14 protein-coding genes are annotated in these 26,458 nt (G+C 45.9%); all 14 read left to right on the forward strand.

Annotation, left to right across the window (positions count from 1 at the left end):
• Positions 1-12 precede the first annotated feature (12 nt).
• Positions 13-1,713: a response regulator transcription factor gene (locus GC097_RS29020; RefSeq protein WP_171686761.1), complete on the forward strand. Its 1,701-nt coding sequence runs from the start codon at positions 13-15 to the stop codon at positions 1,711-1,713.
• 166 nt (positions 1,714-1,879) lie between these two features.
• Positions 1,880-2,935, forward strand: coding sequence for an autoinducer 2 ABC transporter substrate-binding protein (locus tag GC097_RS29025; RefSeq protein WP_171686762.1), 1,056 nt, complete (start codon positions 1,880-1,882; stop codon positions 2,933-2,935).
• A gap of 80 nt (positions 2,936-3,015) precedes the next feature.
• Entirely contained in the window at positions 3,016-4,554 is a 1,539-nt protein-coding gene (locus GC097_RS29030; protein ID WP_312875745.1) for a sugar ABC transporter ATP-binding protein, read from the forward strand.
• Positions 4,551-5,507, forward strand: a complete 957-nt coding sequence (locus GC097_RS29035) for an ABC transporter permease (protein ID WP_171686763.1) — start codon at positions 4,551-4,553, stop codon at positions 5,505-5,507. Before GC097_RS29030 ends, GC097_RS29035 begins: the two co-directional genes overlap by 4 nt.
• Positions 5,504-6,487: an ABC transporter permease gene (locus GC097_RS29040; protein WP_171686764.1), complete on the forward strand. Its 984-nt coding sequence runs from the start codon at positions 5,504-5,506 to the stop codon at positions 6,485-6,487. The genes GC097_RS29035 and GC097_RS29040 overlap by 4 nt, the downstream gene beginning before the upstream one ends.
• Before the next feature lie 45 nt (positions 6,488-6,532).
• A complete protein-coding gene (locus GC097_RS29045) occupies positions 6,533-8,293 on the forward strand; it encodes a sensor histidine kinase (protein WP_171686765.1) in 1,761 nt (586 codons plus the stop codon).
• 149 nt (positions 8,294-8,442) lie between these two features.
• Positions 8,443-13,335 carry a family 78 glycoside hydrolase catalytic domain gene (locus GC097_RS29050; protein WP_171686766.1) on the forward strand — a complete coding sequence of 1,631 codons (4,893 nt, stop codon included), beginning with the start codon at positions 8,443-8,445 and terminating at the stop codon, positions 13,333-13,335.
• 103 nt (positions 13,336-13,438) lie between these two features.
• A complete protein-coding gene (locus GC097_RS29055) occupies positions 13,439-18,889 on the forward strand; it encodes a glycoside hydrolase family 3 C-terminal domain-containing protein (RefSeq protein ID WP_171686767.1) in 5,451 nt (1,816 codons plus the stop codon).
• A 211-nt stretch (positions 18,890-19,100) separates the two neighbouring features.
• Positions 19,101-19,991, forward strand: a complete 891-nt coding sequence (locus GC097_RS29060; protein ID WP_171686768.1) for a carbohydrate ABC transporter permease — start codon at positions 19,101-19,103, stop codon at positions 19,989-19,991.
• Between the two features lie 18 nt (positions 19,992-20,009).
• On the forward strand, positions 20,010-20,849 hold the full coding sequence (locus GC097_RS29065) for a carbohydrate ABC transporter permease (RefSeq protein ID WP_171686769.1): 840 nt from the start codon (positions 20,010-20,012) through the stop codon (positions 20,847-20,849).
• A 34-nt stretch (positions 20,850-20,883) separates the two neighbouring features.
• Positions 20,884-22,227 carry an ABC transporter substrate-binding protein gene (locus tag GC097_RS29070; RefSeq protein WP_171686770.1) on the forward strand — a complete coding sequence of 448 codons (1,344 nt, stop codon included), beginning with the start codon at positions 20,884-20,886 and terminating at the stop codon, positions 22,225-22,227.
• 11 nt (positions 22,228-22,238) lie between these two features.
• Positions 22,239-23,990, forward strand: coding sequence for a sensor histidine kinase (locus GC097_RS29075; protein ID WP_171686771.1), 1,752 nt, complete (start codon positions 22,239-22,241; stop codon positions 23,988-23,990).
• Positions 23,984-25,549 (forward strand): response regulator transcription factor, encoded by a 1,566-nt coding sequence (locus GC097_RS29080; protein ID WP_171686772.1) that lies wholly within the window; start codon positions 23,984-23,986, stop codon positions 25,547-25,549. The genes GC097_RS29075 and GC097_RS29080 overlap by 7 nt, the downstream gene beginning before the upstream one ends.
• A gap of 28 nt (positions 25,550-25,577) precedes the next feature.
• Positions 25,578-26,450, forward strand: coding sequence for a sugar phosphate isomerase/epimerase family protein (locus tag GC097_RS29085; protein WP_171686773.1), 873 nt, complete (start codon positions 25,578-25,580; stop codon positions 26,448-26,450).
• Positions 26,451-26,458 lie beyond the last annotated feature (8 nt).

Consider the following 26,458-nt stretch of genomic DNA (forward strand, 5'->3'; position numbering starts at 1 on the left):
AGGATGTTTAAAGTGGTTCCTATACGTGTGTTAATTGTGGATGATGAAGAATTAATTCGCAACGGCATTGCGAGGCTGGTCGAACAGGCTGGGATGTCTTTTCAGGTCATAGGCACCTGCTCCTCGGCCAAGGAAGCATTAATTTCCTTGGAAATAACGGAGATTGATTTCATTATCACCGATATACGAATGCCCGAAATGGACGGATTGGAGCTTTTGACTGAGGTTAAGCGCATTCGTCCGCATGTGTTCAGTATGGTGATTAGCGGGTATGAGGAATTTGAATATGCCCGAAGCGCTTTAAAACTTGGTGCAAGCGATTACATTTTAAAGCCGATTGACCGAAAACAGTTTCGTGAGCAATTGCATAATATGATGGAGCTGGTAACTACCTACCGAAGAAAGCAGTTTTTACAGCAAGATCTTGACGACAAGTCCCAGAAGTTGGTTGATTCTCAGCTCGGAAACTTTTTGAATTCTGTCCTATATGCAAGCAGACCTCCTCACAGACAGGAATGGCAAGGAATTCTTAATCCTTTATGCCGCTATCGACTTATTGCGACCTCAATTGACCGCGTCCAAAGAATAGATTCGTATTCGATAAGGGATTATGAATTATTTGAATATGCCAGGAATGGAATTATTCGAGATATATGCGGTGAATTTGAAGGAAGCGCAGCGTCCGCTATCGCTCTGCACTCTTGGAACGGTTTAGACGGTTGGGGGTGGATCCTGGTCAACACTATTAAACAGGACGAGCAGGAGAGTGACATGGATACCGATGAAACCTCCTCTTCGGAAATAAATCTAATCTGCGAAGAGCTTACGGCGAAGCTTCAAGAGGCTTTTAGGCAATATATCCCTGTTTCTGTGAGTTTAGGTGTGAGCAATGTACTGGAGGATATATCGACCATTGGACAGGCTGCAGCAGAAGCCAGAGCGTCGCTGCAGCGCAGACTGTTTGAAGGCGGCGGCAAATGTCATTGGCTTGAAAAGCAACCCAATGATAGTTCCGTACATTTGCAGGAATCCAAAAGTACAGCTTTGCGCCTGTCGGAGCTTGAAAGCAAGCTTTTTAGCGTGGTGCGCCTATTTGATGAAGCCGTTATCCGAACTATCGTAGACGATTTATTTGCTGTTTGGAAGAAAAATGCTTTATTTTCAGGAGATTTGCCTGCCATTGTGCTTTCCTTGATGCTGCGGGCTACGATTTTAATTGATGAAATACGGCTGGAGGATCGCGATACGGGGAAACTCATGTCGACGAGTTATATCGAGAATACTTGGAGGAAAATGCAGGTATCTTCCGATGTGTTGGAGCTAAAGGAAGAATTGCTGCATTTTCTGCTGCTCATCGCCGGGAAGTTAAAAAGTTTACGTTTTCTAAGCGAAAGAGAACCTGTTGAAAAGGCGAAAGCCTACATCGAGCAGCACTTGGCTGATGAGTTAACGCTAAGCGTTGTCGCGGGTGAAATCTATTTGAACCCCTCTTATTTCAGCAATTTATTTAAGATCCAAACCGGAGAAAACTTCTTGAATTATGTAACTCGCATACGGATGGAAAAAGCGCGGGAGCTGTTGAAGGACAGAGTATTAAAATTAAATGAGATCGCCAATAAAGTCGGCTATCAAAATCCGAAATATTTTACCAAGCTATTTAAAGAGCACTTTGGAAGCACACCAACCGATTACAGGGAAAACCAACTGAAATAACGATCGACCCGTCCTTGCACAAGTGTCATGAGGCGGGTCATTTTTATTGAAGAGCCAAAGAATGTAACCGTAATCTAAAAAAAGGATATCTATATAAGCGCCTCCGCCTCTATTAAGATTAAGTTGTAAATAAGATGTGCTAGACACTAAAGGGAGGAAACGAAAAATGTTGCAATCCAAAAAAATGCTCGGTACGGTTCTGTGTAGTTTTCTTGCTATGACAATCATTGCTGGATGTTCCAGCGGAGGGAGCTCTCCCGTAACGACGACCAATTCCCCTTCCGCTGACAACAAACCTGCTGCGACCACGACAGCCAAAAAGGAGTTCACGGTTGCTGTAGTCCCTAAGCTTGTAGGCATTCCTTACTTTAACTCCGCACAAGCAGGAGCTGAACAAGCCGGGAAGGATCTGGGAATCAAAGTGATTTACACAGGCCCAACGCAAGCGGATGCCGCCCAACAGTCGACTTTTATCCAAGACTTGATTACGAAAAAGGTGGATGCCATCGCAGTTTCGGCCAACGATCCTACGGCGATTGCTCCGGTGCTCAAGAAAGCGCAAGCGGCAGGCATTAAAGTATTAACTTGGGATGCGGATGCGCAAGAAGATTCGCGGGATCTGTTCGTCAGTCAAACCAGCGATGAAGCGTTAGGCAGACATATTATGGATACGCTTGCGCAGCAAATGGGAGAAGAAGGCGAGTTTGCCATCATTACGGGGTCACTGACAGCCGGCAACTTGAATACTTGGATGGATTATATGAAAAAACAAGCGGCTGAAAAGTATCCGAAAATGAAGCTGGCCTCCGTCGTACCGTGCGATGACGACCAACAAAAAGCGCTGACACAAGCGCAAAATCTGATCTCTGCGTATCCGAATCTGAAAGGAATCATCGGGAACAGCTCGGCTGCCGTTCCGGGCGCTGCCGAGGCTGTGAAAAAGGCGAACAAGAACGGTCAAATTAAAGTCGTTGGCTTGTCTACGCCGAACTTGATGAAACCATATTTGAAGGATAATTCCGCTCAAATGGCTACACTGTGGAGTCCGAAAAAACTTGGTTACTTAACCGTCGCTGCAGCCAAGGATATGCTGGATGGGAAAACGTTGACAGACGGACAAGACATTCCAAATGTAGGCAAAGTGTCGGTACAGGGGAAAGTTCTCATCATGGGACAACCGACCGATTTCACCAAAGATAACGTGGACCAATACGACTTCTAAGTTAACGTATTAGACAAGGAATCCCTAATCGTTAGAGGTTAGGGATTCTGCCATTATTTTGATAGAAAGGGGTGCCTAGTGTGACAAACTCATTATGGTTGGAGTTGGATGCGATCACCAAACAATATCCTGGGGTGAAAGCATTAGATCGCGTATCGTTGCAAGTCAGAAAAGGGGAAGTTCACGCAATCGTCGGAGAGAACGGAGCGGGAAAATCCACGTTGATTAAAGTGCTGGCAGGGGTCATTCAACCGGATCACGGCAAAATTAGAATTGAAGGCAAGGAAATCGCCATCCAAAGTCCAACGCAAGCTAGAAAGTTAGGTATCACTGTGATCTATCAAGATCTGAGCTTGTTTCCTAATTTAACCGTTGCGGAAAACATCGCTTTAGGCGAAAGCGACGATGGGAGCACATCCATTATCTCTTGGAAGAAAATGCATGCAACGGCACAAACCGCTTTGGACCGCTTAGGCATAAAACTTGATCTGAATGCCAAGCTGTCGGAATTATCCGTAGGCAAACAGCAGTTGATTGCGATAGCGCGGGCCTTGGTCAGCGATTGCAAGCTGTTGATTATGGATGAACCGACCTCCTCTCTGTCTCGAATGGAAGTCGGCTATTTATTTCAGGCAGCGATGGAATTAAAGCGTGATGGCATTGCGATCTTATTTATCGGTCATAAATTCGATGAAATCTATAGACTCTGTGACACGGCTACGGTGCTAAGGGACGGACAATATATCACATCAGGCTCGCTGAGTGAGTTCACGCAGGAGGCTCTTGTGGAATTCATGGTCGGCCGCAAATTAACGAATTTATATGCCAAAATGCCCGTTCACATCGGAGAAGATTTGCTGCATGTTAATCATTTGAGCAAAGCGGGGCAATTCGAGAATATTAGCTTTACGGTAAAGGCTGGGGAAGTTGTCGGCATTACAGGCTTAGTGGGTGCGGGAAGAAGCGAATTGGCCGAATCGATATTCGGTTTGAATCCCCCGGATCAAGGAACGGTATCCATGAAAGGCACGCGCATTGATCTGAAGTCGGTGAGCGCATGCATCCAGTCGGGATTGGCTTTAGTGCCGGAAAGCAGACAAATTCAAGGTTTAGCGATGAAATTGTCCATGGCGCACAACACGACGCTTAGTATAATGCGAAGGATTGCCCGCTTTAGATGGCTGCTGCAGCCCAAAGAGGAGCGTTCTATTACGGAAAACTATATTCAAAAATTATCGATTCGGCCCCCCTTCCCACACATTCAAGTCGCTAAGCTAAGCGGAGGGAACCAACAAAAAGTCGTCCTTGCCAAATGGATTGCGACCAATCCGTCGGTTCTTATTCTGGATGAGCCCACCAATGGCGTTGATATCGGAGCGAAAGCTGAAATATATAAAGCAGTCAATGAAATGGTGCAAAATGGTATGGGGGTGATTCTGATTTCCTCGGAATTGCCCGAGATTCTCTCTATGAGCGATCGGATTCTGGTCATGTGCGAAGGGAGGCTTGCCGGCGAGTTGGACGCTAACCAAGCTACGCAAGCTGCCGTCATGAAGCTTGCCGTGCCGGGAATCAGCAGAGGAGAACAAGGGGCTAAAGATGAGGTGACAGCAGGATGAAGCGATTGCTTACGAGTAGAGAATTCGGAGTTGCACTACTGCTGATTCTAGTCACACTCATTATGACGATGATCACGCCGAATTTTTTGACCTCCAGTAATATCACGAATATCCTGATCACGAATTCCGTTCTCGGCATTATGGCCGTAGGGATGACGATCGTCATTCTAACAGGAGGGATCGACGTTTCCGTCGCCGCCATCTTAGCCGTGTCATCTGTCATTGTAGCCAAATATGTCATCTCGACGGGAGCTAACGTGTATGTTGCATTTCTACTTGGTGCAGCTTGCGGGCTCGCTCTGGGCTTGCTGAATTCCTTATTTATTGTTTACGGGAAAATCCCCGCAATCATCGTCACGTTAGGAACGATGGGGATCTTCCGCGGATCTATTCTGCAAGTTACGAATGGAGAATGGATTGTCGGCTTCCCGGCATGGTACAGCAATATCAATGCGCAGAAGGTTTTGGGATTGCCGCTGTCTTTTCTTATTTTCTTAGGAATTGCCTTCATCAGCGGATTGCTGTTGCGATACACGAGAATCGGCAGGCAAGTTTATGCCTTTGGCGGAAATGAGGAATCCGCCGTTCGGATCGGTATTCGCGTCAAAAGATTGCAAATTTTTGTGTATATGTATATGGGGCTTGTCTGTGGAGTTGCCTCTGTCGTTTATGGGGCCATACAAGGCAGTGTTCAGCCTAATGCGGCAGTTGGATTTGAGTTAAGCATCATCGCAGCGGTAGTCGTTGGGGGCGTTAACATTATGGGAGGAAGCGGCTCGGTGCTTGGAACTGTACTAGGCGTACTGTTCCTTGGATTGATCAATAACGCGCTGGTATTGGCTCATGTTGAAACGTATTGGCAGAATGTTGTTGTAGGCCTGGTCATATTGTTGGCCATTTCGGTAGATGTGCTTAACCGCAAAATGAAATCGATGAGGAGGGCCAGGGCATGAAGCAAATGAACTGGTTTACGAATGAAATGCTGCTTTTCTTCCTGCTGCTTGCTCTTCTTGTCTATATGGGTTTGCAAAGCGATGTGTTTCTGACCGTGGACAATTTATTGTCGGTGACGGTGCAGCTGGCCGAATTGGGGATATTGTCATTAGGGATGACACTGATTATTCTAACGGCAGGGATTGATCTGTCATTAGGGAGTCTAGTCGGACTTCTCGCTGTAGTTACCGGTTATTTTCTCAATAAAGGCCTGCCGGTTATCGTCGTTATTCCGCTTGTACTCGTGGCAGCGGTATGCTGCGGATTATTTAACGGATTTTTTGTAGCAAAATTAAAAATCTCGCCGATCCTGGTTACGCTAGCCACGATGACGTTCTTCAACGGTATTGCGCTCGTTTTGAGTAAAGGCAAGGCATTTTCCGGATTTTCGGAATCTTTTTATATATGGGGACAAGGAACGGTGGTTGGAATTCCTGTACAGTCCATCATTTTGATTGTATTAATTCTCATAATGGGGTTCATCATGGCATACACACCCTGGGGACGATCCGTTTATGCGATTGGGAGCAGCGAGAAGTCGGCTAAATTCTCCGGTATCCCGGTAACCAAAGTGTTAATAGGGGTCTATGTGATAGCGGCCGTACTGGCTGGAATCGTAGCGATTATTATGACATCCCGGGTTGCCACGGCACGAGCCGATATGGGATCTATATATTTGATGCAGAGCATATCCGCCGTTGTGCTTGGCGGGACCGTACTTTCCGGAGGCAAAGGGAAAATGATCGGAACGATTCTGGGATGCTGCATTTTTGCGATTCTATCCAACGGCTTGAATCTTATGAATGTGGCTCCATTTATTAAAGATGTGATTCAAGGCAGCATTCTGATCCTCGTTTTATTAATTCAGCATGCAATGGGTTTTCGTAAGTTCGCATCCATGGGTAAATGGATTAAGCCATCCGTTAGCAAAGGCGCTTAAAAGTTCCCTTATCAAAGTCTCACTCGGAAGCAGGTGGAAGGTTGGATGAAGAAGATGACGATAAAATTTCGCACGAAATTATTTATCACCTATCTGACTCTCGTATCCTTCCCTCTTTTGTTCTTGGGGTATTTTTCTTATCAACAGTATGTCGAGTCGATCGAAAAAAATGTAGGCGGATATGTGCCTGCGCTTTTAACGCAGTCCAATTTCAATATGGATAAGTATATGTCGGAGCTGTACGCAGCGCCTGACGTTATCGCCAGATCGAATGAAGTCATGGCTATATTACGGAAGAAACAGTCGGGCTCCACTTCATCCAGCGAACAAGATGCTTTTTTTGTGCAATCGTATCTGGCAAACAACATCGTCAACGGCAGGCATCAAGATGTCATCGCTGTTTTCGTGCAATCGGGCAAACGCGTATTTTCAAGCTCGCGACTTAGTTATGTGGGGAGTGCTTTTTTACAAGAAAAAAATCCATTTCAACAAGAAATGGATCTTCAAGGCAAGCCATGGTTTCTACCTCCGGGTCAGCAAAAGCTGGTTTTTCAAGATAATCCGAACTACATTTCGATTTATAAACAAATTTACGATGCGGATAACATGAATCCGCTTTGTACGGTGCTGCTCATTGTCAATCTAAGCGAGATTTCCAAAATATGCGATCAGATTCCGTTTTCAACCAACGGCATGCTGTTTATTACAAACAAGTTGGGCCAAATCGTCTATCATAACGATAAAAATTTAATTGGAAAAAGCACATGGGAGTCCTCCGCTTTGCCCCTAGAGAACGGTACGGTTGTGAGGGAAGTCAATCATACGCGAATGCTCGTCAGCGCTAATCATTCCAATTATACGGATTGGACCTTGGTCACGATTAATCCCATAAAGGAATTAACCAAAGAAACCATCTGGATCCGCAATGTGACGATAGCCGTTTTTTCCATTTGTTTGATCGTCGTCGTGATCGTTTCCGCCTTTGTCTCCCAAACGGTGACAAGTCCCATTCGAACGCTGCAGCGGCTCATGCGGAAAGTAGAGAAGGGGAATTTCGATGTTTCTTTCCCGATCCATCAAAAAGATGAAATCGGGGAGCTCGGATACAGCTTTAATCATATGGTTCAGCGCATTCAAGAGCTGGTTCAAAAGGTGTATCAGGTAGAAATCCGCCAAAGGGAAGCGGAATTAGCAGCCTTACAAAATCAAATCTCCCCGCACTTTCTCTACAATACGCTGGAATCTATCCAAATGGTTATTGAAGGAGAGGATCAGGAAAAGGCGACAAGCATGATTTCCGCTTTAAGCAGAATGCTCCGGTTTGCTGCAAAGAGAGGGGATATCGTACAGATTGGAGATGAGATTAAGCATGTATCCGATTATCTCTATATCCAGCAATTGCGGTATGGAAGCAGATGTTCATACGATATTGACGTTAGCCCCGGAATGGAACTGTATTATGCACCTAAATTTACGCTGCAGCCTCTTGTCGAAAATTCGATCCGGCATGTTGTTGAGAAAAGCAACGCGCCTACGGACATACGCATTGAGATTACAGGTGTCGATTTAGGCGTACAAATGATCATTTCAGACAATGGTGCCGGCATTCCTGAGGAGTCGTTGCAGATACTTCGAGAAAGACTTGCGGATACGTCGCAAGCACATTCGAATGGAGGCATTGGATTAATCAATGTGCATAGTCGTATCCGCTTCATGTATGGATCTGATTATGGGATTCAAATTGAGAGTTTAATAGGGAAGGGTACGAAGATCTATGTACTTATCCCCTATCTCCTTTTTCCATAGATTCACCTAGGATCAAGAGATAAAGAATATACACCCATTCCAAAGATTGGATGCCTATTCAGTGGGAAAACCATTACTTTATAATAAATACAAGATGTCGAAGAGGCATTCGAAAGGAAGAAAATTGAATGACGGAGGTAAAAATAATCATGGCAAACCAGCTTAAAAGGCAAAAAAACGTTAAAAAGAGAGCGCTATCATCTTTGCTAGTCGTAACTTTACTGCCTACCTTGTTAATGCCGGCGACGACTTTCGCCAATGAGAGCGATGCTCCTAACGCTGCAAGCGCTGCTAATGTTGCGGACAGCACGTTCCGGGTTAAGAATTTAAAAACCGAGCAAGCTGTCAATCCACTGGGTCTGGATACGTTAAAACCACGACTGAGTTGGCAAATGGGATCTGACGCACGGTCGCAGAAGCAGACCGCCTATCAAGTGCTGGTGGCTTCAACTCCGGAGCTGCTCTCACAGGATCAAGGAGATATGTGGGATAGCGGAAAGGTGGTATCCGATCAATCCGCTAACGTGGAGTATGCCGGTCAAGCGTTGCAATCCAGCAGTCGTTATTACTGGAAAGTACGGGTATGGGATAAGAACGACCAGGTGTCCGATTGGAGCGTGCAAGCTTGGTGGGAAATGGGTTTACTGAAGGGGACAGATTGGCAGGCCAAATGGATTACACTCCCGAAAGAGCAAATGCCGAACATATCCAAGTATACGATCGATCTCGATTTTACGATCTTACAGGACGCTGCCGGATTTATTTTTGGCGGACAGGATTCCTCGCATTTCTACATGTGGCAAATCAATACGAAAGAAAAGTCATACATGACATTCAGGCCGCACATTTTTAATCCCGGCGGTCAAGTGCTGAAGGAAGTCGACATTTCTACTATCATCCCTAAAGGCAAGGAACTCAACACGCAGCATCACTTGACAATTAATGTGAACGGCAGTCAAATTTCGACCTATCTCAATGGGCAGCTTGTTGATACGTTAACTGACAATCATTTTTCATTCGGCAAAATTGGTTTTAGGGAGCACAAGGATTCAAGAACGAGCGAACGCGCAAGCTTTGATAATATTATGATTAAAGATACGGATGGAAACATTCTGTTTTCGGATGATTTTTCCGATCCGGCCAAGAACGTGTTTGACGCTGGGAACATAGAAAACGGTCAATTAGTGCTTGGGGACTTGTCAAATGATGTTGTTTTTAAGAAGAATGTCAATCATGTGCCTCAACTTCGTAAAGCATTCGAAATCACCAAGCCTGTGAAGAAAGCGACTGTGTACGCGACTGCCTTAGGCTTATACGAGCTAAGCATGAACGGAAAGCGTGTCGGGGTAGATCATTTATCCCCAGGTTGGACGGATTACAATCAATTCGTTCAATATCAAACCTATGATGTCACCGGGATGCTCGAAAATGGCAGCAATGCGCTGGGAGCTTTGCTTGGAGATGGTTGGTATTCCGGGCATGTGGCGATGGCTGGCGATCATGTTTATGGCGAGAAGCCGGAACTGCTGCTGCAAATGAATGTCGAGTATCAGGATGGGACGAAAGACCAGATCGTTTCGGATTCCTCTTGGAAGATTTCGACAGCAGGACCGATCCTCACATCGGATTTATTGATGGGAGAAGCTTATGATGCCCGGAATGAGATGCAATCATGGGATAAACCTGGTTACAATGATACAGAATGGATCGCGGCGGCAGCTGCGAATGATTTTAAAGGCAAACTGATCGCGCAAATCGGTCCGACTGTTCATGCGACTCAGGAATTAAAACCTAAAGCCATAACTCAACCGACACCCGGAGCCTATATCTTTGATTTAGGACAAAATATGGTTGGTTGGGCCAGGCTGCAAGTAAACGGACCTTCGGGCTCCAAAGTGAAGATGCGTTTCGGTGAAATGTTAAACGATGACGGCACACTTTACACAGCCAATTTGCGGACAGCGAAGCAGACGGATGAATATACGCTTAAAGGTGATGGCAACGAGGTTTATGAACCTCATTTTACGTTCCATGGTTTCCGGTATGTGGAAGTCACTGGATATCCGGGCGTTCCGACATTGGATAGTATCACGGGAGTGGTCGTCCATTCGGATACGGAGCCGTCGGCATCATTTGAAACATCGAACAGTATGGTGAATCAGCTTTACAGCAATATTGTTTGGGGGCAAAAAGGAAACTTTTTAAGCGTTCCTACAGATTGTCCGCAGCGCGATGAGCGAATGGGGTGGTCTGGAGATGCGCAAATTTTTGCCAGGACGGCAAGCTACAACATGAACACCATGACTTTCTTTGAGAAATACATGGGAGACATGGTGTCCGGACAAGGTTCAGACGGCGCATTCCCGGATGTCGCACCTTATGTTTCGATCGTTGGAAGAGGGAGCAACGCTTGGGGGGATGCCGGGGTTATTGTTCCATGGACAGTATATTTAATGTATAACGATAAGCGCGTCATTGAAGATAACTACCCCGCCATGGTCAAATGGATTGATTATTTGAAGAAAAACAGCAGCGGTTTAATTCGGCCGGAAGGCGGTTACGGCGATTGGCTGAACGTGGATGATAATACGCCTACAGATGTAGTAAATACGGCATATTTTGCTTATAGTACATTGCTTTTGTCCAAAATGGCGAAGGCTGTTAACAAGGATGCGGATGCGCAAAAATATGAAGCTCTGTTTAACGATATTAAGGCAGCGTTCAATCAAAAGTTTGTCGCTAAAGACGGACGCATTAAAGGCGATACGCAAACGAGCTATGTGCTGGCGCTTCAAATGAATTTGCTTCCTGAGGACAAACAGCCGATGGCCGCTAAATATCTCGTAGACAAAATTAAAGGTAGGGATTGGCATTTATCAACAGGGTTTTTAGGTGTAGGCTACCTGCTTCCTGTGCTCACCAAGGCCGGCTACTCCGAAGTTGCGTATCATTTGCTGACGAACGATACGTATCCTTCGTGGGGCTACAGCATTAAAAACGGTGCGACGACCATCTGGGAACGCTGGAATTCCTATACCAAAGAAGGCGGCTTCGGCGATATTGGAATGAATTCGTTTAATCACTATTCGTTAGGTTCCGTAGGTGAGTGGATGTTCCGTTATGCGGCGGGAATTGAAGCTGATCCCGATCAACCTGGATTCAAGCATACGATCATTCAGCCGACAGTGGGCGGGGAATTCCAATATGCGAAAGCGGAATATGACTCGATCTACGGTACCATTGCCAGCGGTTGGAATATCGACGGAAACAGTTTCAAATTGAATGTGACGATTCCGACGAATACGACAGCGACGGTCTATGTACCGACGGATGATCAAGGTACGGTTAAAGAAGGCGGGAAAAGCATTAGCGAAGCGGAAGGTATCCGTTTTGTGAAGATGGACGGCGGGAAAGCCGTGTATGAGGTTGGATCCGGAACCTATGCGTTCACTTCCACTTTGACGATTACAGAAAGTCCGTTGAGTTCTGTCAGCTTAAGCAGCGATCACACGAAAATGATCGTGGGCGAGACGGCTCAAGTGAACGTAACCGCGAAAAAAGAGAATGGCGTCGCCATAGATCTGGCTAAAGCTCAGACCGTCTTTAAAAGTAGTGATGTAAATGTGGCGACTATAGATGCAGCAGGTAAATTGAAAACAGTTGGATTCGGTAATGTCAAAATAACTGCAGAAGTCACTTACGAAGGTGTCACGCTTTCATCTTCCCTTTCCATATTCGTATCCAACGGCGCTAACTTGGCTTTAGGTAAAAAAGCAAGCAGTAATAATACGTATACAGCCGCTCCGACATGGAATATATCCAATTTGACAGACGGAAATTTGGATCTGAAATATTCCAGCAATGGGTTCACCTCACCGGATGCAACGAAAAATCCAATCTGGGTTGAGATTGATTTGGGCAGCGTGCAATCCTTCAACAATCTCGTTTTGTACCCGAGGACGGATTCGAAGACGACGGATGGGAAAATTGCCTCCTTCCCGGTTGATTTTGATATCCAAGTGAAATTGGATAACGGGGAATACAAGACCGTGAAACAAGTCAGAGGGCAGTCGAATTTGGAAGATGGAGCGCAGAGATACAGTTTTGATACGGAACAGGCCAGATATGTGAGAGTAGTCGTCACACAATTTGGAGCAATGCCGCATGACGATATCTACTATAGGTTCCAACTGGCAGAAGCAGAAATTTACAATGTTCAAGAACAAACCGTGTTAGCCGGTCCTTCGAGCGTTACTGCGGGTCAGGCGTTTGATATCACCTACCGAGTGTCTGGTGTGACTGAGAGCGTATATGCACAAGATTTAACCTTTACGTATGACCCGGAGCAAATGGAATTCGTATCAGCAGATTCTTTGCTGGATGATTTGAAAATCGTTGCCATATCGGATGTAACAAAAAATCCAGGCAAAGTCAGAATCCTAGCTGCAATTGTCGGAGGAGATCGCAAGGCCATCGGTGATTTGCTGGCGCTTCACATGAGAGCAAAATCATCCTCATCTGTGCCGGCCACATTAACGCTGTCAGACGTTGTTTTCGCTGATGGAAAAGGCGTGGAAAAGAATATTGCCGGTACGGTATATAGCGTGCAAATCGCAGCTCCTCTCAATAAAGAGGCACTTATTGCTCTTATTGCAGACGCTCAAGCTCAGCACGATGCTGCTGTTGAAGGTACGCATGCAGGCCAATATCCGGTTGGGGCTAAAGCTGCTCTGCAAGCGGCGATCGACAAGGCTCAATCCGTCGTGAATGATGGTTCCGTTACCCAGCAGCAATTGGAACAAGCGACAACAGAATTAACCAGTGCGCTGCAAGCGTTTAAGAATTCTGTCAATCTTGCGATGCCGGGAGATATGAACGGGGATGACAGAATCAGTATTGGAGATTTAGCTGTCGTAGCTGCTTACTATGGCAAAACATCCGCCGATCCGAATTGGAATCTGTATAAAAAAGCGGATATTAATAACGATGGCGTTATCGACATCCTAGATTTGGCGGCATTGGCGAGATTGATTCTCGGATAATTTTTAGCTGAACCCAAAAGTAAAAGAGCGGCCGCAAGTCAGAATGAACTTGCGGCCGTTTTTTGTACGCGTATAGCCGCATTTTGAAAGGAGTGTAAAATCAATGCTGCAAAAAATGGGAGTTACGTTGCTTGGTATGATAACGATCCTCAGCTCTGTTACATCTGTATACGCATATGCGGAGGAAAAAAACACGTCTGAACTTAGCTTGGAAGACAGGGTGAATCAGTCCTTAGCGCAATTCACGTTAAGGGACAGGTCACGACTTGCTCTCGGCGGAGTCGTAGGAGAAGAAGGCCAGTCCACTACGTTTGGGAATCAAGCTAAGTCACTGCCAAGCAAGGGCTTGTCATACATGAATATGTCTGATGGACCTATGGGTGTCAATGCCGCCGGAAATCATACCTCATTTGGTTCCGGACAGATTATTGCCTCAACATGGAACAGAGACCTGACACAAAAAGTTGGCGAAGTTATCGGTAAAGAAGCGCTCGACAAAGATGTGCAGTATTTCTTGGGCCCTGGAACCAATATCAATCGTGACCTGGCCAACGGCAGGACCTTTGAATACTACAGTGAAGATCCTTTTATGTCGGCGAATGTAACAACGCCTTATATTAGAGGGGTACAGAGTCAAGGGGTGATGGCAACCGTCAAACATTTGATGGCCAACAACCAGGAAAAAAACAGAAACTTTATGACATCCAATTTGAGTGAGAGAGCCATGCATGAACTCTATCTTCCTGCCTTTCAGTCTGCGGTTGAGGACGGTGGCGTGTGGGCCGCAATGACAGCGGCGAACAGAATGAATGGGATATTCACAAGCGATAACCGTTATATTCTGACAAATCTGATGAAGTACGATTTCGGACTTAGAGGCATTGTTATGACGGATTGGATCAATACGAGGACCGGTGTGATCGCTGCCAAAGCAGGCTTGGATCTGGCGATGCCTTACAGCGGGGGAAGTCCGTTCAAACAATTGGAAAACTACGTGAGATCCGGTCAGTTGGATGCTAAATATGTGGATGAAGCCGCACAGCGGTTTATTCGTACGGCCTATTTAACGAAGTCCATGATCAGTACGGATAAAGTGGATGCGACAGGTTACAAAGCAGCCGATAGGAAAAAGGGAGAATCCAACACGCCGGCCAATCAGGCGGTTGCGCGTCAGGTCGCGGATGAAGGTATCGTTCTGCTCAAGAATGACAGCCATGTGCTGCCGCTGGATCGAAACGGGGTTCAATCGGTCGCGCTTCTGGGCAAATATGTGGATTATAATTTCTACAGACCCGGTCTGGGAGGAAGCGGAGCGACCAATCCACCTTATCAGATTACCAATCTAGCCGGATTGGAAAAGAAACTGGGCGGAAGAAATAAACTGAAAATCCCGGCTTACAATGATGCCAATATGAACAAAACGATTGCGGATGCAGTTGCTGCGGCTGAACAATCCGACTATGCCATAATATTTGCCGGATTGAACAGTACGCCGATAACGGATGCGAACGTTGCGGACTCTGAAGACGGCGACAGAGGCAACCTTGATTTTCCGGCGGATCAATTGCAGCTCATTCAAGCGGTAGCGGAGAAAAAACCGGGCAAAACGATCGTTGTACTCAGCGGTTCGATCTTCGAGGTTAGGGACTGGGTGGATAAGGTTCCTGCCGTGCTGCAATCTTTTTACCCTGGCATGGAAGGCGGCGCCGCGATAGCCGATATTTTGTTCGGCGACGTAAATCCTTCCGGCAAGCTGACCAACACGTGGCCCAAGCGTTATAAAGACACCGCCGGTTACATTCCGGGTCACGATGGTACGGATCAAAGGGATCTGAAATGGGACGATGTATGGTACAAGGAAGGCGTATACGTCGGATACAAATGGAACGACAAGAAAAATATTGAGCCTGAATTTGCTTTTGGGCACGGCTTGTCCTACACCGATTTTACCTACAGCAACCTGCGTTTCATCTCGAATACCATGGGCAGGAATGACACGATTCAGGTAAGCGTTGACGTAACGAATACCGGAAATTATGCCGGCAAGGAAGCTGTGCAGCTCTATATTCATGACGTTGCCCCTGCGATCGATCGTCCGGTCAAAGAGCTGAAAGGGTTTGAAAAAGTAAGCGTACCTCGGAACGAGACGAAAACGGTTACTTTCGATATCAATGCGAAGTCCTTAAGTTTCTGGGATGTCAATACGCATTCTTTCATGGCCAAGCATGGGGATTTTGAAGCATGGGTTGGCAGCTCCTCGGACGATATCAGACAAAAAGGAACCTTTACATTGACAGAGGACACTTTGCCGGATCCCGACTATAAAGTGATACAGGCTGAAAGCGCAAGCGAGCTGATCAACGCCGCAATCGCCTCGAATCAGGAGGTTGACAGCGCGGATACGACCTTTATCAAGCTGGGCGGGGTAGACAGCAGCGCCACATGGCATGTAAATGTGGACAAAGCGGGGGAATATTCCATTATATTCCGTTATTCCAATGCCGGGTACAATGGCGGCACGGTTTCCAACTATTTTGGACCGAATAAAATAACCGCATTAATGGTGAATGGAAATAAAGCCGGTGATTATGATTTCCAGAATACCCGATGGGAAAATGTTTGGAACTACGACAGTATCGATGTTACTTTACATGCCGGCGAGAATGAAATCCGTTTGAACGCCACCGATGCGACTCCTGGTTTAAACATAGATAAAATGATCGTGCAGACCATTAACCGAACGACTCCGGCACCTCCGAAAAGCGCATCGGACGACGGTGATGTCCCGCCTCCTGAGGAATCGGAGGATGGCGACGTCTACCAGCTTGAAAAGGCGACGGAATTGTCCGAGAGCCAAGTTGCATCCAAAAGTCCGAATTTTACGGGTACCGGCTATGTGGATTTATTGAACAGTGGGAGTACGGTTACAATGGATATCTTGGCGCCCACCTTTAACAGCTACAGACTGTCTTTGTACTATGCCAATGGCAATCAGACGCCAGCCCCTAGTGACTTATATATCAATGGGGTGAAAGCAGCTACTTATACGCTTCCGCCGACGGGCGGCTGGTCGAAATGGAGGTTTGAACAATCTCCGGTTGTAAGTCTGCGCACAGGTCTCAATCAAATTAGTTTCGTTGCCAATGAACAGCGTGTAAGTCTGGATAAGGTTGTTTTATCAGGGGGGATGGGCTTCATCGATACTACAGCTCCGCTAATAAATGCAACATCGCCCTCAGACCATAAAATGATCGCGAATGTAACGGACAATATCAACGTCTATTACTCAGAGGTCATGAAGGCGGGCAATCCTGTAAACGGTGTTGCTATATCAGATGGAGAAAATACGATTCCTTACAGCTATAACTTAAATAAGACGCAGCTTTCCCTGCAGCCTGAAACAGCGTTGGATTATGGAAAGGCGTATACGGTTACGATTCCGAAAGACGCTTTTTCAGACGAATACGGAAATTTCATGGCGAAAGATTACTCGTTTGTTCTGACGACTCCGCAGGTGGTGATGGGCGGCTTTGATGATGCCCGTATTACGTATCGCGGTTCGGGCTGGACAACGGAAGAAAACGGCAGAATGACAAGCCAAGCGGCCGATTCCTTTGATTTCTGGTTTGATGGCGTAAATACAAGACTGTTTGGGCCTAAAGGCAGCAGCATGGGGACAGCAAAGGTATATGTGGATGATCAGCCGCCGGTCGAAGTGGATCTCTACCAGAAACAATTTTCGGCTAATTCCATGCTGTACGACACGGGGACTTTAGCGGACGGTGTTCACCATATCCGGGTTGCAGCAACCGGAAATCGGAATACAGCCTCAACGGGCAATGCAGTGGGATTAGGGACCGTAGCTGTTGTCGGATCGATCCTCTCACCCCCCTTGGCAAATACAGGTTGGCAGGCTAATGGGTTCTCTTATATTGTGGACAGAGAATATTTCTCTAACGCAATCGATGGAGATCCGGATACAAGGTGGTCATCAGGTAAAATGCAGAGTCCGGATAATCAATGGTTTACTCTTGATTTCGGTAAAGCCACGGATTTCAGCACCCTGTTGATGTATACAAAAGGAAACGATTTTGCCCGGGGATACAAAGTGTATGTATCGAATGACGGTGTAAACTGGGGAGAGCCCTTGATAACCGGTACGGGCACAAACGAGTATACGACCATAAAATTCCCTGCGCAGCATAGCCGATATGTCAAAATCGTTCAAACGGGCACCGCAACCGGCAACTGGTGGTGTATTAACGAACTCTATGTTTTCAATCATCCATATGTGGATACGGAAGCCCCGAATCCACCTGAGTATCTGTTCTATACAGGCTACAACGGTATGATCAAAGTAGGTTGGCCGGGCGCGGTTGATAATGTAGGGGTTACGGGCTACATCGTGTACCGGGATGGTCAAGAAATCGCTAGAACGAGGGACGAATACTTTGTAGATAAGGGTGTTGTCAATAACGCGAAGTACAAATACCGTGTTGCAGCCGTGGATGCGAGCGGGAACGTTTCGGTCATGTCTGATGAAATAGAGGCCAAGAGCAATCCTGCCATGATATCGCGAGATGGCTGGAAAGCAACGGCGTTTGATACACATCCGACGGTAACCACAGACTTGGCTTTTGACGGAAATATAGAAACAAGATGGACATCAGGCACAGGGATCAGTCCAGGCCAATGGTTTATGTTGGATATGGGGGCAAAAGTTGCTTTTAATAAAATGGTCATGGACGGCAATGCGACAGACTTCCCGGGAAGCTACGAGATACGGCTGTCCGAGGACGGTATCCATTGGTCTGATCCTGTAGGGAGAGGAAATGGCAATCCAGGTACCCTTGTAGTGGAATTTCCTCAGCAAACTGCGCGATATATCAAAATTGTTGCAACGGGAAGCCCAAAAACATTCTGGTGGTCGATCTATGAACTCAACGTATTTAATGAACTTAGCGGCGAGAGGGTTCTCTTAACGAGCACTGCCGCTAAGGTAACTCCGGGTCAGGTATTTGATATTGCCTATGGTCTGAGCGGAGTCATTCAAAATGTATATGCGCAGGATCTGACATTCAAGTATGATCCCGGCCTGTTGGATTTTGTCTCGGCCGATTCTCTTCAGGAAGGCTTCCTGGTGGTCGGAAAGTCGGTCCATGACGGTGAAGTTCATCTGCTTTCTGTGAACGTAGGAGCGAACCATCAGGCCAACGAAAATTGGTTAAGCCTTAAATTTCGCGCCAAATCGACTCCAGCGAACGTCACAGACGTAACTTTAACTCAGGTGACGATAGCTGACGGTACAGGCGCGGAAACTTCATTGAACGGCGCATCGTATAGCGTGACGTTCGACGTTGTGGACAAATCACCTTACGATACGAATGGCGACGGCAAATTCAGCATCGGCGATCTGGGTGTTGTGGCAGCCGCTTATGGCAAAACTTCGGCGGATGCGGATTGGGATCTGTTCAAAATTGCTGATGTCAACGGAGACAATGTTGTGGATGTCCAAGACCTTGCAGCCGTAGCGCAGGAGATTTGGAAGCACTAAGAAAATGGGAATGGCTCTAAAGAGGTACTGAACATGGAGGCTGTCTCAAAGGTAAATCAACCTTGAGGGCGGCCTCTTTGTGTTCCAATGTCCATACTGATTAGTGAAAGGTAAAAATAGTACACAAATCAGTAAAATATGAGATTCATAAGTGAAATTGAAAAAGCTATATAGTAGATTTATACAATCTACCCATATAGAGGTGAACGGCATGTTTTGGAACCAGTCCAGAAAAGAAGCGCTAGCGGGATGGTTATTTCTTTCGCCCGTATTTCTTTGTATGCTGGTGCTTGGCGTATTTCCGGTCATATTCTCCCTGTTTTTAAGCTTTTGCCAATGGAATTTAGTCGGGGGTTTATCAAGTATAAAGCTAGTGGGATTGGATAATTTTAAAATGCTGGTTGAGGACGATAAGTTTTACATAGCCTTAAAGAACAATTTAACGTATACGGCAATTACAGTGCCTATAGGTCTTTTTCTTGCTTTGATCTTGTCAGTTCTTATTCATGCCAGAGTGTTTGGTCAAAGTTATTTTAAGATTGCTTTTTTCATCCCTTATATTTCTTCGATAACGGCGCTTGGTGCAATTTGGAGCGCTTTGTATCATCCATCCCTTGGTCCGATCAATCAGTTCTTGATCCGGTTGGGGGTTATGGATCCTCCGAAATGGCTGGCGGATACGCACTTTTCCTTAACATCCGTCATGATTATCGCGATTTGGGCTGCCCTTGGTTATCAAATTATTATTTTTATTGCCGGATTGACGCAGATCCCGGATGAGCTGTATGAAGCTGCGAATATGGACGGCGCCTCGTTCTTGCAGCAATTGTTCCGGATCACAGTGCCATTGCTTGCTCCGACAACCTCCTTCTTGTTGATTACGACACTGATGTCATCTTTTAAAGTGTTTGATTTAATCGCTTTTCTGACAGGCGGGGGGCCGAACGATTCATCAACTGTGCTTGTGTACCGGATCTATGAAGAAGGTTTTCAAAATTTCAGGATGGGCTACGCTTCAGCGATTTCTTGGGCATTATTCCTGGTGATCGGTGGCGTCACTTGGATGACATATAAACTGCAGAGGCACTCCGCTTACGAGTAGCGGGAAGGAGAGGCTTGGTTGTTATCGAATAAATCACCTATATCAAAGTGGACCACGACGTTGTTGATGGGACTGTTGTCGTTTGTATTTCTTATGCCGCTGCTTTGGATGCTTTCGGCAGCCGCTAAGTATGAGAAGGATGTCATGGTTTTTCCGATTCAGTGGATTCCAGTTAAATGGAATTTGATCAACAACTTCCGGGAAGTTTGGTTGGGCAGCGTTCCGTTCACCTTATTTTATTATAACTCCTTCAAGCTGGCTCTAACGATTACGCTGGCAACGTTGATTTTCGCATCTATGGCAGCTTACGCGTTTGCAAAATTGCAATTCCGTGGCCGTAATATGGCTTTTGCCACATTACTTTCGTTGATGATTATCCCTTCCGAATCGACCCTGGTGCCACGCTACCTGCTGCTTACATGGCTGCATTTGTACAACACACATGCTGGATTAATGCTAATGGGGATGTTCTCGACGACGTATTTTACATTCTTACTTAGACAGTTTATGGTCTCCATTCATCGTGAATTTCTTGAAGCGGCAAAGATTGACGGGGCCGGATATGTTAAAATATATATACAAATCATTTTGCCGTTATCCAAACCGATTTTGGCGACGGTGGCGATTATGAAGTTTATTTGGGTCTGGAATGATTACCAGAATCCGCTGATCTTCCTGATTTCGGAACGGTTATATCCGATTCCGCTCGGCTTGCAGCTTTTTAAAAATGAATTTGCCGATAATTATGCGGTGTTGATGATGGCCTCTGTTGCGGCCATTCTCCCTTTAGTCATTGTTTTTATCATTCTTCAAAAGCAAGTAATCAAAGGCATTTCGCTTGGCGGAGTCAAAGGATGAAGGATTTATCATTGAGCGTAGTGGGGGATGTCACATGAAAGAGAAACGCGCAGTTTTCGTTAGCGGAGCTTTGTTGACTATGTCACTTTTAAGCGCTTGCAGTGCAGGTACGGATAAAGGAACTGCAGAATCTGCGGCAGCAGCAGGCGCAAAGCCAGTAATCCTTAAATTTTACACATGGGACAATGAATCCAATCAAACCGCGCGGCAAAAGATGATCGATGCTTTTCATGCCAAGTATCCGAACATTACGGTACAGAATGTGTCCTTAGTACCCGGCAATTCTGTGGAGAGCATGAAGAAAATGGATGTATTGATGTCTTCCGGCGAAGAGGTCGATGTCCTGGAGTACGGCAATATCGATGAAACGTTGGCAAGAGCAGCGGCAGGCGTCCTTGCTCCGCTTGATGAGTTTTATGCCAATGGGCATGTTAATCCGGAAGAGGACTATTACATTAATCCTAAGTTGAACGAAAAATATTATGCGACGATGCTGACTTCAAGCCCTTACTTTGTACTGATTAATGAGGATGCGCTGAAGGAAGCCAATCTCTCGCTGCCAACTTTCGATTGGACGTGGGACGATTTCCGGGAATACGCGAAAAAGCTTTCGAAAGGCGAAGGCATCGATAAACGATATGGCACTTACTTCCACACTTGGGGTGAGTACGCGAACCTAATTGCGTATTCGGACCTCAAGAGCCCCTACTTGACGGGTGATCTGAAGCCTGGTTTTAATGATCCTTCTTTTGCCTATTTCTTTAATCTGCGGCGTGCCATGGAGAAAGAGGATAAGTCCGTTAAACCTTTAGCCGATATTGTCGGGGCAAAACTTAGCTACATAACGGAGTTTTTGAACGGGAAAGCAGCTATGCTGGCTACGGCGCCATACATGCTGGATAATGTGATGAATAAGGAGAAATATCCGCACACATTTAGATCCGTCATTGCACCGCTGCCTCGCTCATCCAAAAATGGAGAACTAGGCATTACGAATATCGGCGGATCTTATGTTTCTATTGCAGCGGGCTCCAAACATAAGCAGGAAGCTTACGATTTCATTCGTTATATGACGACAGAGCAAGAGGCCAGGCTCGAATTGTCCGGATATAAGAAAGCGGATTCGAAAGCGATTGTTGAGCGATTGTTTGGCAAAGCACCGGATGTTCTCGATGTCACGACATTGCAAGAAACGATTTTTGATAAGCGGGTAAAAACGAATTTTGATCCTGCCGTCTCCGTTTCTTATGGCAATCAATTGAAGGGAGTGCTGGAAAAAGGCTTTAGCAAATTTATGCTCGACAACACGACGGCTGAGGAAGCGCAGAAGTGGATGATGGATGAATCGGGTAAAATTGCCAAACAAAATGCAAAATGACAGGAGTACATATGAGCATACACTCGCTTTTTCGATTTTCTTTTTATCGACGCATTCAAATCTCATTTCTCTGTTTTATTTTGCTGCCGACTGTCGTGGCCTCTTTTCTCAATTATTCAATAGCGCATAAGAATGTGAAGGAGAAAATTTTTCTCAGCAATCAAACGGTGCTCACGGTCATCGCGAAAGATATTTCCAAAACGGTTGACGATATGACGTATGCTTCCAACTTTTTTGTTCAAGATGAAAGCGTTAGAAAACAGCTGCGCATCTTTACGAATATGAAACGCATAGAGAGCTTCAATGATTATGAAACGTATCTGCAAATCAAAGACTTTTTTGGCCTGATTGATGTGAAAACGATGAATCCGGATATTTTGATGTATGTGTCGAATCAAGCAGGATTTATCGTTCAGTCCAGTGAGATTCAAGGGTCTGACCCCGAAATTATTAGGCAGCAATACGAAACGGTCAAATCGCGCGTGGATATGTCCAAGGCCAATATCCTGCAATGGCTTGGGACTGTTCCAACCCATTCAACAACGGTATTAACCAATAGCTCCTATCTGCTCGCAAGGGTGATCAAATCTCCAAACGATGCTCAGCCTTTAGGTACATTGTTTATTTCAATCCCTGACCGTTATTTTATGAAAGCGTTCGCTCAGCTAGGAACTTCGAAATTGGCACTGTTCGATGCGTATGGCCAGTTTATTGCGGGGAATCGAGAGGTCTCCTATGGAAGCAACGCTGCAATGAGAAATAACATCAGGAATGAAAGCCCCATTCAATATTCGGGCTGGAAGCTCATCAGCGATACGCCGGAGTCTCAAGTTACCGGTGAAATTACGAAGACGTTTTTTATTACGATGGGGCTGATCATCCCTTTTTTTCTCATCTTCTTCTTCATTTCGATGTACGTTGCAAAGCGGCTTCACCGCCCCATTCGCAAGCTGCAAGCCGGAGTTGAGCAATTCGGTAACGGCAATCGGCGGATTCGCTTTGAAGAGCGCGGAAAAGATGAAATTTCAGAGTTGGGCAGAACACTGAACATCATGCTGGACCAAATCAACCAGCTTATTTGGGAAAACGAGCAGGAGCAAGAACAGAAGCGCGAATTGGAGCTTCAAGCGCTCTATTCGCAAATTCGTCCCCACTTTCTGATGAATACGCTGAACTCGATAAAATGCAATTTACTACTGGACAACGAGATGATCCATAGTCAGAAAATCAACTCTTTGATGAGCTTGCTAAGGGCCTATATGAAGTTCAATGAACCTACCAGTCTTGGGAATGAATGCAAGCTTTTATTTCATTATGTGGACATTATGCAGATGCGCAGTGATATTGAGGTTCAGTTGGACGTTGCGCTTCCGCCGGTGCTGTCTAATCTGGAGTTTCCGAAGCTGCTGCTCCAACCTGTTGTGGAAAATGCTTTTGTGCATGGCTTCAAAAAAGCCGTTGACCGGCCTAAGATCGTTATTGAGGCAGAACAGAATGAAGATTGGGTGGAAATTCATATTTCCGATAACGGGTTAGGGATGAGCGTCGAGCAACAAAATCAGCTCAATGCGGAGCTGCAAAGTTCACCGGATGCAGAAGCATGGCAATCTTACAAACGGGTAGGATTGTGGAATGTGCTTCAGCGCCTCAAAATGACATACGGCAGCAGCTCGTCGATGACTTGTGCACAGAGCGAGCTCGGAGGATTGACGATTGTACTCGGCTTTACCCAAAAAATAGATGCGGGGGGATCTGCATGTTGAATGTCATGTTGGTAGATGATGATGTCCCGATGATCAAATACTTAACAAAACTTATTATGTGGGAATCGCTAGGGCTGCGGCTGGCTGCGACTGCGCATTCCGGGGAAAGCGCCATGCAGATTTTCCATGACACCCATCTGGATTTGGTTATTACGGATATTGGCATGCCGCAGATGGATGGGTTGGAGCTGGTCGCTCAGATGAAAGCGCTCAAGCCTGAGCTTCAGGTCGTCTTTTTAACATGTCATGAAGAATTTCATTATGCCAGAAAAGCTGTGCAATTGGATGCTGTCGATTATTTAATTAAGGATGAATTAACAACGGAACAGTTGGGCGTGAGTCTGCGTAAGGCTATTCAATTGTTAAACGAGGCTAAGAATCAAGTAGAGGATATTGTGTACAAACAAGACTTGATTAAAAATAAAGATTTGCTTAAGCAGATGTATTTTCAGCAGCTACTCAAAACTTCCTCGGCTACGGAAATGCTCAGCTATGGCAAGCGGTTAGGCATAAACTGGGAGCACTCGCATTTTATTATGGCGATAGGCTCTTTTCATAGGGCTTACGTTCATAAACAGTACAAATATGAGGATTTGAATCTGCTCTTATATGCTGCGGGGAACATCGCCAATGAATTATCCTTGGAATCACGGCAACAGGTGACGTTATTTGCGGATCAAGAAGGTCAAATGATATGTATCTGCAATTATCAGCCGAACCTTAGCGTGAATACGACAACCTTGTTTAAGGACTACTTATTGTCGCTGCGGGAATTGATTAGACAGTATTTGAAGATGGAAGTGTTCCTTCATTATGGCGTTAGTTTTAAAGGTGTGGAGGGCATAAGAGCAAATTACAAGGCTATGAAGCAGTGGCAGAAGTGTTCTTTCTATGAGGACGATGACTTTGGACTTATAAAATCAGTAGAGGCCCCGTTATGGAATGCTAATCACTCCTTGGTAGAACAATGGGATCGGATCACGGAGTCCGTTAGAGATTCCCATTCAAGCAATATCACGCGGTCACTTCTCGCGTTAGAAGCCTTCGCCCGGGAGGAGCGGGTGGAGCCAGGGATGTTTCTTGCAGCATGCTCGAATCGAATTCGCCTCATCGAATTGGAAGCCAAGCTGAACAGCGAAGAGGCGTTTCATAGCTGTCTGCTGAGATGCAAGCGACTGAAAGAGAGCCTTGAATTGCTCAATAATAAATTAATGGAGCTCCTTGCCGTCAGAATCAATACGCGTATAGACAAAAAGCCCAAACTGCAGCAAATCGACCGTTATATTACCGATCATTTATCTGAAAATATTTCGATGGTGGATATCGCCGATTATTTGTTTTTGAATCCGAGCTATTTCTCCAGGTATTTCAAGCAGGAAACAGGGGTGAATTTCGTTGATTATTATCATCGGTTCAAAATGAAAATTGCCTGCGGCCTGTTAAAAGAAAAACAGCACAATATTGAAATGATAGCGCTGAAATTGGGCTATATGGAACGGACCTATTTTTCAAGAATATTTAAAAAGTATGTGGGGGTTAGCCCGAAGCAATATAAATAAAAGTAAATAAATATCTGGAGGTATGAAGATGAAAATCGGGCTGAGTTCGTACAGTTTGCTGCAAGCGTTGAAATCAGGAAAAATGACCATTCTGGATGCTGTTCAGTGGGTGAAAGATAACGGCGGCGAGCATCTGGAGCTTGTACCTTACGGCTATACGCTGGTGGATAACTTGGAACTGGCGGATGCGCTCAGGGAGAAGGCCACTTCGATCGGCATTGAACTGTCGAACTACTCGATTCCCGCCAATTTTGTACAGGAGACGGAGGCGGAGTTCGAAGCGGAGATGGATCGCGTCAAGCAGCACGTTGATCTTGTGCATCGATTAGGCATGCGGCATATGCGCCATGATGTCACAGCTTTTACACTGCCTCCGGAGAAAATGACCATCCAATACTTTGAGAACAGCTTACCGCTCATCGTTCGCGGCAGTCAGACGATTGCCGACTACGCGGCGGAATACGGCATTACGACTACGATTGAAAATCACGGTTTTTCCGTTCAAGCTAGCGACCGTGTGCAGCGTGTGCTGTTTGAGGTGAACCGGCCTAATTTTAAAACGACACTGGATGTTGGCAATTTTATGTGCGTGGACGAAGCTCCGCTTGTCGGCGTTCGCAAAAACTTGCCTTACGCTTCTTTGATCCACTTTAAAGATTTTTATTTCAGACCGTATTATCAAGATCCGGGTGAAGGCAATTGGTTCCGGACTGCGAACGGCAACTATTTAAGAGGCGCAATCGTCGGCCATGGCGACATCGAGATCAGAGAGATCGTCAAGCTGATCAAAAACTCGGGCTATGACGGCTATGTAACCGTGGAGTTCGAAGGCATGGAAGATTGCGAATTGGGTTCACGGATCGGCATGAATAACTTAAGAACGTTATGGCATGACAATTAGTTTTGTTG

The sequence above is a fragment of the Paenibacillus planticolens genome, assembly GCF_013141725.1.
In the GTDB taxonomy this organism is placed as follows: Bacteria; Bacillota; Bacilli; order Paenibacillales; family NBRC-103111; genus Paenibacillus_E; species Paenibacillus_E planticolens.